The following is a 16,338-nucleotide window of genomic DNA, read 5'->3' as shown; positions in this document are numbered from 1 at the left end:
GGTCTGGACAGGAGAAGGAGCCGGAGCCTGAGCAGGGGCCGGCGCGGGTGACACGGGCGCTGTCGGGACTGGCGAGGGCGGCGATTGGACAGCCTGGACCGCCGGCTGTGAGGCGGGTGGCACAGGCGCTCTAGCAGGAGCCGGCGTCGGGAGCGGGGGCTTGCGGGTCTCCGCCCCCCCCGGCACCGGCAGGGATGGCGGGATCACGGGACTGGCGGGAGCCGGCGGCCGCTCCGGTGACATGTCGAAGGGCGTCTGCGCCCCTGCCGGTACAGCCAGCGCCAGAAGGCAGTTCATTGCGGCAAAAAGCAGCTTTGGGTGCCCGGTCATTCCGCAGCCCCCTTCAAACCCTTGAAGAGGTAGAGCAAGCCTCGGCTCATCTGATACATGGCCAGACCCAGGAACCAGACGGTGCCGCGGATGAGACCCGGATTGTGGCGCCTTCCGCGCTGGAATTCTTCCCATTGCGCGGAGTTTGCAAAGAGGAGATCGGCAATCGAGCTGCGATCCTTGGCGTTCTGGGGTTGATACTGGCAACCAAGCATGGCGATGTCGCTGGTCGTCTCGATATTGCGCACCTTGACGGGCAGCACCACCGGCTCCATGGCGCCGCCATGCGGCTGGAAGCGGATCTGCGCGGGCGCATTTTGTTGCAATGCCTTCAGGTCGCGGCCGAAGGCCTGCAGGCGAAGGCCGCCGACGGACACATCCTCGATGGAGGCGGGATACCAGGCGTCGTCGAAGCCCAGTTCACAGCGGCGGCGTACCCTGAACCGTCTCGATGATGCCCGATCCTTGCGCTCGGACACGACGCCAAGCGCGCAGCCGGCGATGATCAGGTTGAGCAGGTTCCAGCCGCCGACCACCAGCAGCACGTCGGCATTATAGGGTTCCGTATAAATCCGGTATCCGGCGATGACCAGCGTGACCAGGAGAGCGGCGAAGATGACGAAAAACGGCCGGCTGAGTTCCGAAAGACGGTCGGAGGAGACATTTTCGTCCTTGGCCGTCACCTTGAACGTCGGCTTGGTCGGGTTGAGCATGACCGAAATGACCGCCGGCAGCAGGTGGACCGTCTGGATATATTCGTAAAGCTCGGAGATCCAGGGCCAGCGAAACGCACCATAGAGGTAGTTCTGCAGCATCAGGTTCACCACCATATAGGCGCTGGTATAGGCCAGAAACTCGCCGCCGGAGGCCGTGAATATTTCCAGGTCGAAGAGGATGTAGAACAGGGGCGCAAAGAGAAAGATCACGCGGGTAAAGGGAAACAGCCAGAACAGCGTCGACGACATGTAGCAGAGGCGCTGGGCCGGCGATAAGCCGCGCTTCAGAAGCGGAAAGCGGAATCGCAGGATCTGCATCATCCCCTGTGCCCAGCGGCTGCGTTGTCCGATGAAGCTTGCAAAGGTGGCCGGTTGCAGGCCGGCGATCAGCGGCTTGTCGACATAGACGCTGTTCCAGCCTGTGGAGTGCAGCGCAAGGGCGGTCTCGCAGTCTTCGGTGATGCTGAGACCGCTGAAGCCGTTCGACTGCTTCAGCGCCTCGCGCCGCAGCACGGCCGCCGAGCCGCAGAAAAAGGCGGCATTCCATTTGTCCAGCCCGCGCTGGATGATGCCGTAGAACATCTCGTTTTCGCTCGGCATCGTCTCGAAGGTCTGCAGATTGCGCTCGAGCGGATCCGGATTGATGAAGAAATGCGGCGTCTGCACGAGGAAAAGCTTCGGATCCTTGTTGAAGTAGCCGACGGTTTGCCGCAGGAAGTCGCGCGCCGGTGCGTGGTCGGCGTCAAATACGGCAACCAGCTGCCCTTGCGAATGCAAGAGGCCGTTGTTGAGGTTGCCGGCCTTGGCGTGCACGTTGCGTTCGCGGCTAAGGTAGTTGATGCCAAGTTCGGCGCACAGCGCGGTAAGGGTATGGTGCCGGGCAATGGCGACTTCGGCCTCGCGGACATCGGTCGAATTCTGCTTCTGCTGCGTGCTGCCATCGTCAAGCAGCCAGATCTGCAGCTTGTCCGCCGGATAATCCATCGCTTTTGCAGCCGCAAGCGTGTTGGACAGCAGATCCTCCCCCTCGTTGTAGCTCGGCACGAAGACATCGACCGTCGGCAGGTAGTCCGGGTCGAGATCGGGTGCCGGCCGCGGCGGCAGCGGCATGGCGACGATGAACAGGCTGAGGCCGAGCATGACCACGCTGTACATTTCGGCCAGATAGACCAGGATGCCGGGAATGAAGTTTTCGAGCTGGCTGACAGGCGGAATGGTTTCGGTGGTGCGCCAGTAGACGTAGCGCAGCACGATGGAGGTTCCGAGCGCCAGCGTGATCAGCCGCCAGCGCCCGCCGGCTGCCGTGACCTTCAGGATGCCGAGCATGACGACGACGGTGAGGCTCAGCACCAGCTGCGTCTGCATGCTGACCGGCAGGGTGATGACGACGAGGGTAAGGACCGAGATCAAGGCCCAGAAGACGATGCTGGAGACCACGCCCCTGGTGTCCCTTGCTGATGAGGTGTTCATGGACTGCAACCTCACTTATCGTTGGCGGCGCATGCGCTGCCGTTGGGGGCCGGGGTGGAACCAAGGCATTGCGGCGAAGGGACCAGGAGTGGGGATGATGGCGCCGTTGTCGCCAGGGAAGGCGGCGCCGATGAGGCCGGTGTGGCGGTGACGGGAGCGAGTGTTGCGCCGGGGCCTGGAACGACAACCACGGCCGGACCCGGATCGGGTGCCTTGGCAACGGGTGCAAGCGCCTGTCTGACCGGCGCCCGCAGGGCGGCTGGCGCCTGCGGGCGATAGCCGAAGGAATAGTATGCCGGGGTCGTATCGGCAGGCGGCAGAACCTGCGGTCCAGCATAGGCGAGGCTGTCGGATACTGGCGGAGGCGCGCCATAGGGGTTCCAGATCTGCCCCTGGAACGTGCCGGTGATGGTATAGCCATACATGTAATTGAGCAGTTCCCGCTCGCTTGCAGCGTGATCGCAAAGCCGCACCCTCACCTGGATCATGCCGAAATCGCGTCCCATTCCGCTGCCGGTCGAGCGCGAACGGATCTGCTGCCAGCCAAAGAGACAGGTATCGCCGCCGGCGCTTTTGCCGGACGCATAGCCGATCGGCCCGTAGGCATTGCGCAGGAAATTCATGGATGGGGTCAGGCGAATGCCGGGAAGGGCCGCCGCCCTCTCGCTGCGAAGGCTGCTCTCGGTGATCGGACGGTAGGCAACGCTGCCGGTTTCGCCCGAATTGCCGCCGTTGTAGCGGATCTTGAGGTAATTCTGCCCGATGACGGAGGACGATGTGGCAAGCAACACGGTCTGCTCGATGCCGTTGCCATAGGCATGCTCCACCACGCCCACCATGGCAAGCCCGCCCGGGGGAGGCATGATCAGCGCCTTTTCCGGTGCCACGAGTTCTGGTGCGGCCGGTGTCTTGACGGCAGCCGCCGTCTGGCAACCCGCAAGGATTGTAGACGCCAGCACGCCTGCTACGACGTTATATAAGGAGGCCGCCCTCATTATATCGTTTCCCGAAACATTTTCCACGGCCGCTTCGAATCATGAAGCAGTCTTCCATACCCCCACGTAGCGGGATGTTTGGTTAACAATGTCTAAAATTCCCCAGTTTTACTGGATCGCAGTGAGCATCTATCGCGACCGGCGGCGAGTTTGAGATTATGTCAAAAGTCGAAAATCGCGAGCGGTTTGCGCTTATAGGATATAACGGCGCACAGGCATCCTTCACGTGTAAGGCCTCGAACGCGTCCGGTTCCGCGGTGCGGGCCTGGACGAGGTTGCCGCCGCTGCCGGCTGCCACACCATGGCGCTGAACCTCACCAGCTATCGCCACCCAGAATTTCGTCGGCCTCATCGACATCCATCGCAAACACCCGCGCGCCGATGTCGTAGGAAAAACCCTGGCGGGCGAAGGCGGAAAGTTCTCGGGCCTTCTGCTTGTCATCGAGGTCTATCCGGCGAAACGGCCCGAAGGCGCGGCGTCTGGCGTAGATGACGGCGGCGCGCAGGTCGTCGGCGTCTGAGAGGGCCTCTGTGACGATCTGACGGTCGACGCCCTTCTGGGCAAGCGTCTGGGCAATGGCCTTTTTTGATTTGCCGGCGCGGGCCGAGGATCGGGTCCTAATTTCCGCATAGGCGGTGTCATCCAGTGCTTTCACATCCAGCCCGAAGGCAACCGCGGAGGCTGCAAGCGCCTTGACCTGCGCTTCGCTGATGCCTTCGAATTTCTGCCGCGCCTTGCGGCTGATGGCGTCCGAGAGTTGCCGTTGCGTCATCATGCGCTTGGAAAGCCGGTAGGCGGCGGAATTGCGCGCCCAGGAAAGCATGCGCGGGGTCGGCCGGTCGCTCTCGTCACCGGCATTTTCATGCGGTCCGGTCTTGGTGGGGTTGTCCGTCGGTGTCTTGCTGTCGGTCATCGGCAGTCTTCTGGTCCTCGGCTCCCTCATAGAGGCAAACGCAGCGAAGGGCCAGACGCGGCGCGATGTCAGGCCTGCTGGACTGCTTCGATGCGATCCATGCCGCCGACCACCGTCGCAAAATCCTGCCAGACATTTTTTGCGCCGGCCTGCCAGGTTTCGAACGCTTCCGGCTGCAGAAGCTTGCCGCCATGGGCCTTTGCCGTTTCCATCGAGCGCGCCTCGTCTTCGACGATCAACTGGTTGAAATAAAGTGCACCCTCACCGGCTGCCGTCTGCAGCACAGCCTGTTCTTCCGGCGAAAGCGTCTTCCAGAAGCTTGCCGCAAAGAACACGATGCCGGAGGCACGGATATGGCCGGTCTCCGTCATCGAGGGGACGACTTCATAAAGCTTGAAGCCGGCATAGGCGGATTTGGTGAGATCCATGGCATCCACCACGCCGGTCGAGAGTGCATTATAGGTCTCGGTGATGGGAATGCCGACTGGGGCGGCGCCATAGGCGCTCCAGAGCTTTGTGTGGAGCGGGCTCTGGATGACGCGGATGCGCTGGCCTTTGAGCTGCTCCGGCCGCGTGACGGGGGTCTTCGTCAGGAGATGGCGTGCGCCGTAATCGATAAAGCCGCAGGAGATGAAGTTCTGCGCCGCAAGCCTTGCCGAAAGCGCCTCGCCGGTGCTGCCCGTCACCACGCGGCGCAGATGGGCGGCATCCCGATAGAGGAAGGGCAGATCGAGAATCTGCAGCTCCGGCACCCAGCCGGACAGGGCCGAGACGGTGGAAAGGCTTGCCTGGACAGAGCCGAGCCGGGTCGCCTCCGCCACTTCCTTTTCGCCGCCGAGCGCCCCGTTCGCTACCACGTTGAAACGGAACCGGCCGGGCAGTTTCTGCTCCACCTGTTCGGCCACATGCCGCCAGATTTTTGTCTCCGGTTTGTCTTCGCCGAGAAGCGAGGCGACGGTGATCGTCGTTGTGCGCGCCGCGGCCGGTCGCAGAAGGGCCGGTGCAGCAAAGGCCGCACCCGCGGTCACGGCCATAAAGGAGCGGCGTTTCAACTGGGACATGGGGTTTAGACCTTTCAGACCATCAGTGTTGCAACAGAGAGGATGAAGAGTGCGGTGAGCAGCGCCGCAAGATAGGGTAGCACTGCGCGAAAAAGCTCCGCGGCCGGCACGCGGGTAACGCCCGATACGACAAAGATCAGAATGCCGAGCGGCGGCGTCAGGCCGTGGATCATCAGGTTCACCACCAGGATGACGCCGAAATGGATGGGATCGAGCCCGGCAGACACGGCAACCGGAAGCAGGATTGGCCCGAGCAGCAGGATCGCCGCGCCGATATCCAGCACCAGCCCCGCGACCAGCAGCACGAGGTTTGCCATCAGGAGGACGAGTGCGGGATGATGTCCGAACGCGTTGACGGCGTCCGCGATCAGACCTGCCACGTCATCCACCGCAAGCAGGAAGGCAAAGGGTCCGGCCGAACCGATCAGCAGCCCGATGGCGCCTGCTTCCGCTGCCGCCTGTCGGAAGGCGGCGGTGAGCGAGGTGATGGAAAGGCGCGCTGCCAGTGCAAGGACCAGCGTGTAAGCTGCGGCAAGGGCTGCGGCCTCGGTCGTGGTGACCACGCCGAAGCGAATGCCGGCGACCACGATGACGCCAAGGCCGAAGGCCGGCAATGCAGACAGAGTGGCGGCGATGCGTTCGCTGCCCGAGGCGGGCCGTCCTTCCGGCCGGGCCTTGACCGAGACGTGGATGGCGATGGCCAGGCACACGGCCATCAATCCGCCGGCGACAAAGCCACCGGCCAGAAGCGAGCCGACCGACAGGTTGGTGGCGGCGGCGAGAAGCAGGAAGGCGATCGAGGGCGGAATGACGTTATCAAGCACTGAAGAGGCGGCAATGATCGCGCCCGCCTGCGCCGGTGGATAACCGTTCTTGACCAGTTGCGGCTGGAAGGTGGAGGCGCCGAAGGCGGCGTTGGCAACAGAGGAGCCCGACGCGCCGGAAAAGATAACGCTGGTCAGCAGCACCGTTTGCGCAAGCCCCGCCCGGCGATGGCCGACCAGCGTTGCGGCAAAGCGCACGAGGCGCTCGGCAGCCCCGGAGGCGGTCAGAAGACCGCCGGCCAGCAGGAAGAAGGGAATGGCCAGCAGCAGGAATTTCGACATGCCATTGACGGCGGTGGCGACGATGGCCGGTTCCGGCAGGCTGCTTCCGAAGGCAAGGCTGAGCGAGGCTGCGGCCAGAAATGCATGGGACAATGGTGCCGAGACAAGGAGGCCGATGCCGGCGATGAGGGCGAGAAAGGCGCTTGGCGGCCAATTTCCGCTGAGATCCATATGGGTGGCCAGACCATAAAGCCCGCCGCCCAGCACGAGAGACGCCAGGAGCGGCAATCCTCTGGTGTCTGCAAGGCGTCGCAAGCCGAGAACCGCAAGCAGCATAAAGCCGCCGCTGCCGATCAGGGCAAAACGCAGCCATTCCGGAAGCCCAAGCGTTGGCGAGATACCGCCGAGCATGGCGATTGTTTCATCAGCACCGAAGATGAGCGTGAGGGCCGCGACGACGCTGACCGCATCCGCCAGCATTTCGGCGACCGCCCGCCCTTTGGACGGCAAAAGCCGCAGGCCGACATCGAACCGCATGGCAAGCGGGCCCGAAAGAGACAGCGGGGCGGCGACCGAAATCAGCGCCAGATGCAGCCAGATGCCGAGATCTTCCGCGCCGATAAAGCCGCTTTGAAAGACATAGCGGAGCGTGACATTGATAAGCACGAGGGCAAGCAGCGCAAAAAGCAGCACGGCAGCCAGACCCGAAAGAACGGACTCGAAGCCTGCCAGCATGCTTTGAACGCGACGCTTCCCTGCCCTCTGCGTCATGCCTGCCACCACCCATGGAAATGGTGAACCGGCCCCCGGCCCCCGCCAATGGCAAGCTCGCGGCCGCCTTCCAGTGCGGCCTGCAGATAGGCCTTTGCCTTACGTGCGGCTTCAGCCAGGGGCAGTCCCTTTGCAAGGTTTGCAGTCACCGCTGCGGCAAGGGTGCAGCCGGTGCCGTGATCGTTCCGGGTATCGATCCGCGGGGCAGACAAGGGGAGCACTTCGTCGGTCGTGACCAGGTAATCGACGCTTTCCGCTCCCTCCCCGTGCCCGCCTTTCATGAGAACCGCCCGCGCGCCGAACCCAAGAACGATGCGGGCCTGCGCGATCATCTCATTCCGGTTCTCTGCGATCGGCTGACTGGTCAGAAGTGCTGCTTCCGGCAGGTTCGGCGTCACCACATGGGCAAGCGGCAACAGTAGGTGGGTGAGCGCCGCTATGGCATCTTCCTGCAGCAAGCGATCGCCGGAGGTGGCAACCATCACCGGGTCGACCACGATCGGAGCACGGATGGCCTGAAGCCGGTCGGCGATGACCGCGATGGTTTCGCTGCGCGAGACCATGCCGATCTTGACGGCGTTGACGGAAAGATCGCTGAAGACGGCATCCATCTGTGCGCCGATAACGCCGGGTGAAATATCCTCGACGGCCGTGACGCCCCGAGTGTTCTGCGCGGTGACGGCGGTGATGACGCTTGCGGCATAGGTGCCGAGCGCCGAAAAGGTCTTGATATCGGCCTGGATCCCGGCGCCGCCGCCGCTGTCGGAACCGGCAATGGTCAGCGCTATGGCGGTCATGCCCCCTCTCCTTTCAGGCTGTTATCGATGACGGTACGGAAATCGCGCACGGCAGCGGCGATGTCCGGCGCGCGAAACAGGGCCGAAATGGCAGCAATGCCATCGGCGCCGGCAGCGATGACGGAGGGAGCCGTTTCCAGTGTGATGCCGGCGATGGCACCGACGGGAAGCGCCGGATTGAGCGCCCGGATCGTTGCGCGAAGCGTCCTCAGGCCCTCAAGGCCTACCGGCGGATCCGGGTTGACCTTGGAGAGCGTTTCGAACACGCCGCCGATGCAGGCATAATCGACAGGCCCCGTTCCGGCCCGCTTGGCATCGGCGGGTGTCTTCACGGTCACACCGATAATGGCATCCGGCCCCAGCAGGTGGCGCGCTGTGACGGGATCCATGTCGTCTGCGCCGAGATGCACGCCGTCTGCGCCGGCGGCAAGCGCCACGTCGACCCGGTCGTTGACGACGAAGGGCACGCTGCTTGCGCCAAGCGCCGCCTTGATGGTCTCGGCGCGCTCGATCATCACCCGCGTCGAGGCGGTCTTGTCGCGATACTGGATCAGCGTTGCGCCGTGGTCGGCGGCAAGCTTTGCCAGCACGGCGAGATCCGCCACATCGAGAAGCGAGGCATCCACCAGCGCATTCAGCCGGTAATCAAGTCGCCTCATGGTGTATCCTTGCATGGGAAATGAGGTCGCCGGGGCCAAGGTTTGCCAGTGCATCGAGGAATGCCGGCTCGAAACTGCCGGGACCTCGCGCAGATGGGGCGGCAAGTTCCGCTGAAACGCCGGTTGTGCAGAGGGCGGCGGTCGCGGCCGTCAGCGCATTCTTTTCGACCGCCATGAAGGCGGCGATCACGCCGCCGGAAAGGCAGCCGGTGCCCGTCACCACCGCCATGAAGGCATGGCCGTTTTCCACGCGGACGCTTTTCTCCGCATCGCTCAGATGATCGACGGGACCAGTCATGATGAGAAGACTGGCGCCGGTCTCCCCGATCAGTTCCATCTCCGCCCGGTTGCCGCGCACAATCGTCGGGCCGAGCGTGATGAGTTCGCGGGCAAAGGCAAGCCGCGTCGGGGAGTAATCGCAATGGACGGGATCGAGGATCCAGGGTTTACCGCCGGTCGTTGCGACATCGACGGCAAGCCGGATTACCTTCTTGCGTTCCGCATCCAGCGTGCCGAGATTGATCGTCAGCGCATCGGCCTTGGCGACAAAATCGGCGATTTCTTCCATCGACGACGTCATCGAGGGAATGGCGCCGATCGCGCTGATGCCATCGGCGGTGAATTTCTGCACGACGGTGTTCATCAGGCAATGCACGCGGGGGCGCCGAGCGCGCACGCGCGCGATCAGGTCTGCGGCGTCTTCTTTTGTGGGAAGCCTGCTCATGTCCGTCACTTCAGCTCCACGGCCAGATCTGCGACCGGCGGCGCCTTTGCAATAAGACCGCTTTTGGCCATGAAGGCACCGAAGCGTTGGTAGCGGGCATGATCGAGGGCTGCCGGGCGCTTGGCAAATCGCGGCAGACTATCGGTAAAGGCCTGCCGGTTCAGCGCGTCGTCAAGGTTCGGATAGTCCTTGATGAACAGTTGCCAGGCATCGTCCGGATGGTTCGTCAGGTAAACTGCGGCCTTTTCCACCGCATGCAGGAAGCGCGGCAGGCGGCTGTCCGAGAGAAGCTCCGGCCGCGTCACGAAGATCAGTTCGTCATAGAGCGGCACCCCATGCTCCTCGGGGAAAAAGGCGCGGCCCTTATGGCCCTCGATCTGCATCTGGGTGAGCTCGAAATTTCGGAAGCCGCCAAGCGTCGCATCCACTTGTCCGCCGATCAGTGAGGGCGAGAGGGAGAAGTTGACGTTGACCAGCTCGACCTCCTGCAGGTCCACTCCTTCGGAGGCCAGCATGCGCTTCAGCATGGCATCCTCGAAGCCGGAAACGGAGAAGCCGACCTTCTTGCCCTTCAGGTCCTTCAGCGTCTTGATCGGGCCGTCGGCCAGCACGGTAACGGTGTTCAGCGGCGTTTCGACCAGCGTGCCGAAGCGCACGAGTGGCAGGCCGTTGGCATGGTCGAGATAGAGGTTCGGCTGATAGTGGATGCCGATATCGGCCTGCGCGGTGGAGACGAGGCGCGGCACGGCCGACGGGTCCGATGGCGGGATCAGCTCCACCTCAAGCCCCTCCTCGGCAAAATAGCCCTTCTCTACGGCAATCACCATGGGAGCGTGATCGGGATTGACGAACCATTCGAGGAGCACGCTCAGCTTGTCGGCCGCCTGCGAGGCGGCGGGAGCAAGGGTCAGGGCAAGAGCGGTGGCGAGCGCTGCTGTTAAGCGTTTCATGCGGAGAGTTTCCTTGGTGGAAAGGATGGGTGGCGGGATGTGTCCGTTGCTTCCCGGGCCCAGGGCGCAAGGCCCCTCGTCAGGCGATCGACGGCAAGCCGCAGGAGAACGGTAAACAGGGCAAGGATGACCATGGCGGCAAACAGCATGTCGGTCTGCATGCGGGCATTGGCCTGCACCATGACGAAGCCGAGGCCGCCGGCAGCACCCACCCATTCGCCGACAATGGCGCCAAGCGGCGCAAGCGGTGCGGCAACCCGAAGTCCCGAGACAAGGGCTGGAAGTGCCAGCGGCAGGCGGATGTGGCGCAGGATCTGGAAATGGCTGGCTGGCGTCAGCGAGGCGGCATCGATCAGCACCGGTTCGGTGCGGCGAAGGCCATCGGCAAAGGCGGAGGCGACTGGAAAGAAGATGATGATCACCGTCATCGCTACTTTCGAGGCCATGCCAAAACCCAGCCAGATGACGAGAATGGGCGCCAGCACGAAGACCGGAAAAGCCTGCAGCACCACGACGAGCGGCCAGACGAGCCGGCCTGTCTTCGGGAAAGCCGCAACGCAGAGCGCCGTCAGCGCGCCAAGCCCGCAGCCGACGACAAGACCGATGAGGATTTCACCGGCGGTGATCAGGGCATGGTGCATGAGGAATTGCGGCTGGCGGCCATAGCTCATGGCCACCGCGAGAGGCGACGGCAGGATGTAGCGCGGCGGCGAAAAGGCGAGGATCACAGCCTGCCACGCGCCAAGAAGGAGAAGGAGGGCATAGCCCGTCTGCCGGAAATGCATCGCCGTCAGGTGTCAGCGGCAGGTCGATGGGCAATAAACCGTCTTGGGCAGCGCAAAGCTGCGGTTTTCATCAATGGCATCGCGATCTCCAAACCTTGCAGCAGGGAGATCCAGGTGAAGCGGAGAAGAGAATAGGCGCTGGACAGGCGCGTTTTCCGTTCCTACGCCGGCATGACCCGGATCAGGTTCAAGGGTCCGGCTCAGCGCCATCTCAGCATCGTTCGATGCTCCCCTCGGAATGTCGCGACCTTTGTGGAATTTGCTCCGGATGTCAATTGCCTGTCATGAATGTTGGGGTATCTGCGCGGGGGATAGAGTGGCTGGAATGGACCGGCGCCATTGCACGCGGCCCTCAAGGGCGGTAAATCTCGGCCATGGCCTTCAGGTTCGTTCACACCGCCGATCTGCATCTCGACAGCCCGCTGCGGTCGCTCTCGCTCAGAAACGCCGATCTTGCCACCCTTGTCGGCGATGCGACACGACAGGCGCTGGTGCGCATTGTCGATCTCTGCCTTGACGAACAGGTGGACGCGCTGATCATCGCCGGCGATCTTTATGATGGCGATCAGACGTCGATGAAGACGGCCCGCTTTCTGGCGAGCCAGATGCAGCGGCTGCATGAGGCCGGCCTTTCCGTCTTCAAGATACGCGGCAACCATGACGCCCTGTCGAAAATCACCCAGGAACTGGTGCTGCCGCCGTCGGTGAAAGTGTTTTCCGGTCGCGCAGAGGCTATCGAGCTTGCGCGCGGCGGGCTGAATGTTGCCATCCACGGCCTCAGCTTTGCAAAGCCGCAGGCGCCGGAAAGCCTGTTGCCCAAATACAAGGCGCCGATATCCGGGGCCGTCAATCTCGGCATCATGCACACCAGCCTTGCCGGTGCCCCCGGCCATGACCTTTATGCCCCCTGCTCGGTTGCCGATCTGCACGGCTCGGGCTTCGACTACTGGGCGCTTGGCCACATCCATCAGCGCACGCATCATGCGGGCTCGAGGACCGTCATCATGCCCGGCATGCCGCAGGGCCGCGACATCAACGAAGCGGGGGAGAAGACCGTGTCGCTGGTGACTGTCGGCGATGACGGAACGGTCAGCGTCGAGGAGCGGTTGACGAGCCTTGCGCAGTTTGCCCGCGTCACGGTGGATGTTTCGCCGGCCGAAGACTGGCGCGGCCTTGTCGACCTCATCGGCCACGCCGTCGAAGAGGAACGCCTACGCACCCGCTCCGACCATCTGGTGGCGCGATTGCGGCTGGTCGGAATGACGCCGCTTTCCTTTGCCATGCGGCGCGATGCCGATCTTCTCCTTAGCGAAGCCGAGCAGCGGGCGGAACGCACCGGCCGTGCCTGGATCGAAAAACTGGAGCTGGACGTTCAGGCACTATCGGTGCGCCCGCAACAGACGACGAGCGATCCGGTTCATGAGCTTGGCGCACTGATGCGCGATGACGTGATGCCGGCGCACGGTTACCGCGCGCAGGTGCGTGACATGGTGCAGGGGCTTCTGGACGATCTGCCGCCGGAGAGCCGGCGATTTGCCGGCAGTGACCCGGCAGCCTTCGAGCGCTTTCTGGAAGATCTTATCCGCGAGGGAGGCGAGGACCTTCTGGCGCGGCTTGCCGCCGTCCCGGCTGAGGAAGGCTGATGCGGCTTCGTCGGCTCGATCTCACCCGCTACGGCAAGTTTACCGACCATACGATCGATTTCGGTGCGGCGAGCGCCGGCAGTCCGGATCTGCATATCGTCTATGGTCTGAACGAGGCCGGCAAGTCGACGGCCTTTTCGGGCTATCTCGATCTGCTGTTCGGCATCCCTGAGCGCAGCAGCTACAATTTCCTGCATGCCTATAATGCCATGCAGGTGGGCGGCGTGCTGGAATTTGACGGAGGCGACCATGAACTCGTGCGGCTCAAACAGCGGACCAATGCGCTGATTGATGGGCGGGGCCAGCCGGTCAATGAAATCCTGTTGTCATCGGCGCTCGGCGGGCTGACGCGCGAGGCCTATCGCACCATGTTCTCGCTCGACGAGCGCTCGCTGCGCGACGGCGGTGCCGCGATTGTCGAAAGCCGCGGCGATCTGGGCGAGATGCTGTTTTCGGCGAGTTCCGGCCTTGCCGATGTCAGCCGGGTGCTGACGACGGCAACCGACGAAGCGCATCAGTTTCACCGCAAGCGCGCCCGCAACACGCAGCTTTCCGAAATGAAGCAGCAGTTGGCGGGGCTGAAGGGCGAGCGCGACCGGGTCGATACCTATGCCTCCACCTATGCCGGCCTCGTGGCGGCGAAGGCACAGGCCGAAAAGGCCTATGAGGAGACGCTGGCCGAGCTGTCTTCGGCGCGGGCCGAGCAGGCCCGTCTCTCGTCGCTGATGCGGGCAAGACCGCTGGCGCGCGATCTGGCGCGGCTGGAGGCTCAGCTTGCGGCATATGGTGATCTGCCACGTCCGCCGCGCGAATGGGCTTCGCTGCTGGCGGACCTGATGCGCGACGAAACGCGCTTGCAGACGCAAAAGGCCGGGCTTGAGGCGCTGGTCGACCGGCTTCAGGCGGACATCGCGGTGATTGCCGTGGATGAGGATGTGCTGGCGGCGGCAAGCGCGATCGCGGCTCTGGGGGCCGGCCGCGCCCGGTATTTGACGGCCGAAGACGATCTGCCCAAGCGCCGCCTGGCCTTTGTCGAACAGGAAGCCGCTCTCGGCGCGATCCTGAAATCACTTGGCCAGCAGGATCACAAGGACGCCTCGGCGCTTGTTCTGCCGGCAGCACTTGGCGCAAAATTGCGGGACCTGATCGAGGCCCGATCCGGCATTGCGGCAAGGATCGAGACCGCGGAGCGCGAACTGGAGCGGGCGCGCCGGGGTGTTGAGGAGATCACCGCGCAGCAACAGCAAGGCGATCTGCCCGCTGTGGAAGCCGGGCCGCTCAGCCGGCTGGAAGCTGTCGTCTCCCGACTGCAGAAGGGCGAGAAACAGACGCTTCTGGCCATCGAGACCCGCACCACCGAGCAGATGGAGGCCGACCTTCTTCGCATGATGGGACGTCTGCAGCCGCCCATTCACAATATTGGGGCTCTGCGGGAGACCATTCTGCCGGGTCATCGCCAGCTGGATCGTTGGCGCGTCGAGGCCGACGAGATCAACCGCCGCCTTCAACGCCACACGGAACGGCGTGCCGAACTGGGCGCCCGGCTTGGCGAACTTCAAGCCCGGTCGAAAGCTCTGTCTGGCGGGGACGTTTTTGACGACGAGACGGCGGCAGAAAGCCGCAAGAGCCGTGATGCCGCTTGGCAGGCGCATCTTCAGGCGCTGGATCTGCCATCGGCGCAGGCATTCCATGAGCGCCTCGTCCTGGATGATCGGCTTGCCGAGACCCGGCTTGGTCATGCGAGCGAACTTGCCGAACTGCGCCAGCTTCGCCAGGAAGAGCAGGTCGCACAGGCAAGTCTCGCGCGCGAAGCGGCAGGCGCCGGCACGGCCGAGCGGGATCTGCAGGCCCTGATCCGAACCGTGGAGGAGGCCGCTCCCCGGCTGATCGCCGGTGTTAAACAGCCGGATATCTATAGCCTGCTGTCTTTGCTCGAAGCCTTTGCCGACAAGCTCACGGAGTGCCTCCTGGCTGCCGATGCACTGGACAAGGCAAAGCTGCGTCGGCAGGCGGTGGAGGCCGAGCTTCAGGATGAGGTGGCCGAACTGATGCTGGCTCTTGCCGATCTCGGCTGGGCGGCGGACAAGGAGGCTCCTCTGCGTCAGATGGTCAATCAGGCGGCGGACCGTCTGGCCAAGGCGCGGGACAGGGTGCAGCAGCAGGCAAATCTTGTCGCACGGCTTGTCGAGCTGCAGCAGGATGTGAACGAGCGGCAAAGGGTGCTTGAGGCTGCCAGCCGCAGCGACGGCGCATGGCAGAAGGCTTGGGGCGAGGCACTGTCTGCCACATGGTTTGCCGGGGAGACGGAGCCGGCGGCCGTGCGCGCCATTCTGGATGTGCTTGCCGATCTTCCGGCTGTCCTTAAGGAGCGCGACCAGCTTGCCCATCGCATCGATCTGATGGAGCGCGATAGCCGCGTCTTTGCAACCGATGTCGCAAAGCTTGCACTTCAGACGAATCTGGACGCATCCGACCTTCCGGTTCTGGCTCAGGCGGATCAGCTGGTGCGCCGAGTGACCGAGGCCGAGCGGCATGCCGCGCAGAAAGCCGCCAAGCAGGCTGATCTCCATGCCGCTCGCGACGAGCTGCAGGACCTGGAGCGGCAGATCGAAGACTACGAGGCGCGGAAGGCGACGCTTACGTCCTTCTTTTCTGTCGATACCCTTGCCGAAGTCAGCCAGCGGCTGGAGCAGGCGGCGGAACGCGACCGGATGGAGCGGCGGATGGCGGAGCTTCGCGAGCAGTTGTTGGCCGAAATGAAGGTTGCCACCGTGACGGAGGCTGAGCAGCTGTTGCAGCAAACCGATGCCGAAGAGACGGCACGGGCGGCAGAAGAGGTCTCCGGGCGGATCGACAATCTTGCCGAGCGCAGCCGCATCGTCTTTGCCGACCTCACCCGCGCCAAAGACCGGGTCGATGCCGTGGGCGGCGATGATGCCGTGGCCAAGATCGAGGCAGAGCGCACAACGCTTCTCCTGCAGATCGAGGAACTGGCCGTCGGGTATCTGAGGCTTCGCGCCGGAACGCTTGCCGCCGAAAGCGCGCTGTCGCTTTACCGGGAAAAGCATCGAAGCTCGATGATGAAGCGGGCCTCGCAGGCCTTTGCCCAGATCACGCGCGGCGATTATTCCGGCCTTGCCGCGCAACCGGACAAGGATCGCGAAATCCTCATCGGTGTTGCGCGAGACGGTGCGTCCAAGCTGTCGGACGCCATGTCGACCGGGACCCGTTACCAGCTTTATCTGGCGCTGCGTCTGGCGGGCTACGAAGAATTTGCCGCCGTTCGGCCCTCGGTGCCGTTCGTGGCCGACGATATCATGGAAACCTTCGACGAATTCCGCGCCGAGGAAGTGTTTCGGCTGTTCGGCCAGATGGCGGGCCTCGGGCAGGTGATTTACCTCACCCACCACCGTCACCTATGCGAGATTGCACAGTCCGTGGTGCCGGGCGTGAAGATCCACGCGCTTTAGGATCATC

General features: G+C 63.6%; 12 protein-coding genes and 1 riboswitch. Of the genes, 2 read left to right on the top strand and 10 right to left on the bottom strand.

Annotation, left to right across the window (positions count from 1 at the left end):
- Positions 1-326: 326 nt before the first annotated feature.
- The 10 genes from bcsA to J2858_RS20345 all read right to left on the bottom strand — a co-directional run bounded on the left by bcsA (position 327) and on the right by J2858_RS20345 (position 11,218).
- Positions 327-2,516 (bottom strand): UDP-forming cellulose synthase catalytic subunit, encoded by a 2,190-nt coding sequence (gene bcsA, locus J2858_RS20390; RefSeq protein ID WP_210106699.1) that lies wholly within the window; start codon positions 2,514-2,516, stop codon positions 327-329.
- 11 nt (positions 2,517-2,527) lie between these two features.
- Positions 2,528-3,511, bottom strand: coding sequence for a cellulose biosynthesis protein BcsN (gene bcsN, locus J2858_RS20385; RefSeq protein WP_210106698.1), 984 nt, complete (start codon positions 3,509-3,511; stop codon positions 2,528-2,530).
- A gap of 314 nt (positions 3,512-3,825) precedes the next feature.
- Complete coding sequence (recX, locus tag J2858_RS20380) at positions 3,826-4,425, bottom strand: recombination regulator RecX (RefSeq protein ID WP_210106697.1); 600 nt, start codon at positions 4,423-4,425, stop codon at positions 3,826-3,828.
- Positions 4,426-4,493: 68 nt separating this feature from the next.
- A complete protein-coding gene (locus tag J2858_RS20375; RefSeq protein ID WP_210106696.1) occupies positions 4,494-5,486 on the bottom strand; it encodes a TRAP transporter substrate-binding protein in 993 nt (330 codons plus the stop codon).
- 14 nt (positions 5,487-5,500) lie between these two features.
- Positions 5,501-7,303 (bottom strand): TRAP transporter large permease subunit, encoded by a 1,803-nt coding sequence (locus J2858_RS20370; RefSeq protein ID WP_210106695.1) that lies wholly within the window; start codon positions 7,301-7,303, stop codon positions 5,501-5,503.
- A complete protein-coding gene (gene thiD, locus J2858_RS20365; protein WP_210106694.1) occupies positions 7,300-8,100 on the bottom strand; it encodes a bifunctional hydroxymethylpyrimidine kinase/phosphomethylpyrimidine kinase in 801 nt (266 codons plus the stop codon). The genes J2858_RS20370 and thiD overlap by 4 nt, the downstream gene beginning before the upstream one ends.
- Positions 8,097-8,759, bottom strand: a complete 663-nt coding sequence (gene thiE, locus J2858_RS20360) for a thiamine phosphate synthase (protein ID WP_210106693.1) — start codon at positions 8,757-8,759, stop codon at positions 8,097-8,099. Before thiE ends, thiD begins: the two co-directional genes overlap by 4 nt.
- Positions 8,746-9,483, bottom strand: coding sequence for a hydroxyethylthiazole kinase (locus tag J2858_RS20355; RefSeq protein WP_210106692.1), 738 nt, complete (start codon positions 9,481-9,483; stop codon positions 8,746-8,748). The genes thiE and J2858_RS20355 overlap by 14 nt, the downstream gene beginning before the upstream one ends.
- Before the next feature lie 5 nt (positions 9,484-9,488).
- Positions 9,489-10,433, bottom strand: coding sequence for an ABC transporter substrate-binding protein (locus J2858_RS20350; protein WP_210106691.1), 945 nt, complete (start codon positions 10,431-10,433; stop codon positions 9,489-9,491).
- Positions 10,430-11,218, bottom strand: a complete 789-nt coding sequence (locus J2858_RS20345) for an ABC transporter permease (RefSeq protein ID WP_210106690.1) — start codon at positions 11,216-11,218, stop codon at positions 10,430-10,432. The genes J2858_RS20350 and J2858_RS20345 overlap by 4 nt, the downstream gene beginning before the upstream one ends.
- A gap of 141 nt (positions 11,219-11,359) precedes the next feature.
- A riboswitch (TPP riboswitch) is annotated at positions 11,360-11,462 on the bottom strand.
- Between the two features lie 130 nt (positions 11,463-11,592).
- On the opposite strand from J2858_RS20345, the gene J2858_RS20340 reads away from it, so the two are divergent.
- Both J2858_RS20340 and J2858_RS20335 read left to right on the top strand, forming a co-directional pair.
- Entirely contained in the window at positions 11,593-12,861 is a 1,269-nt protein-coding gene (locus J2858_RS20340) for a metallophosphoesterase family protein (protein ID WP_210106689.1), read from the top strand.
- The gene (locus tag J2858_RS20335) at positions 12,861-16,331 is read left to right on the top strand and encodes an ATP-binding protein (RefSeq protein ID WP_210106688.1); all 3,471 of its coding nucleotides are present in this window, start codon (positions 12,861-12,863) and stop codon (positions 16,329-16,331) included. Before J2858_RS20340 ends, J2858_RS20335 begins: the two co-directional genes overlap by 1 nt.
- The last annotated feature ends 7 nt before the right edge of the window (positions 16,332-16,338 follow it).

Origin of the sequence: Neorhizobium galegae, from assembly GCF_017877135.1 — a bacterium.
Taxonomy (GTDB): Bacteria; Pseudomonadota; Alphaproteobacteria; order Rhizobiales; family Rhizobiaceae; genus Neorhizobium; species Neorhizobium galegae_A.
Note: the sequence above shows the minus strand (reverse complement) of the source record. Positions and strands in the feature narration are given on the sequence as shown.

Excerpts from the sequence above, each read along its gene's own strand:
- J2858_RS20335 (WP_210106688.1), top strand. The coding sequence starts at position 12,861 with ATGCGGCTTCGTCGGCTCGATCTCACCCGCTACGGCAAGTTTACCGAC.
- thiD (WP_210106694.1), bottom strand. The coding sequence starts at position 8,100 with ATGACCGCCATAGCGCTGACCATTGCCGGTTCCGACAGCGGCGGCGGC.
- bcsN (WP_210106698.1), bottom strand. The coding sequence starts at position 3,511 with ATGAGGGCGGCCTCCTTATATAACGTCGTAGCAGGCGTGCTGGCGTCT.
- J2858_RS20340 (WP_210106689.1), top strand. The coding sequence starts at position 11,593 with ATGGCCTTCAGGTTCGTTCACACCGCCGATCTGCATCTCGACAGCCCG.
- J2858_RS20370 (WP_210106695.1), bottom strand. The coding sequence starts at position 7,303 with ATGACGCAGAGGGCAGGGAAGCGTCGCGTTCAAAGCATGCTGGCAGGC.
- thiE (WP_210106693.1), bottom strand. The coding sequence starts at position 8,759 with ATGAGGCGACTTGATTACCGGCTGAATGCGCTGGTGGATGCCTCGCTT.
- J2858_RS20350 (WP_210106691.1), bottom strand. The coding sequence starts at position 10,433 with ATGAAACGCTTAACAGCAGCGCTCGCCACCGCTCTTGCCCTGACCCTT.
- J2858_RS20345 (WP_210106690.1), bottom strand. The coding sequence starts at position 11,218 with ATGCATTTCCGGCAGACGGGCTATGCCCTCCTTCTCCTTCTTGGCGCG.
- recX (WP_210106697.1), bottom strand. The coding sequence starts at position 4,425 with ATGACCGACAGCAAGACACCGACGGACAACCCCACCAAGACCGGACCG.
- bcsA (WP_210106699.1), bottom strand. The coding sequence starts at position 2,516 with ATGAACACCTCATCAGCAAGGGACACCAGGGGCGTGGTCTCCAGCATC.
- J2858_RS20355 (WP_210106692.1), bottom strand. The coding sequence starts at position 9,483 with ATGAGCAGGCTTCCCACAAAAGAAGACGCCGCAGACCTGATCGCGCGC.
- J2858_RS20375 (WP_210106696.1), bottom strand. The coding sequence starts at position 5,486 with ATGTCCCAGTTGAAACGCCGCTCCTTTATGGCCGTGACCGCGGGTGCG.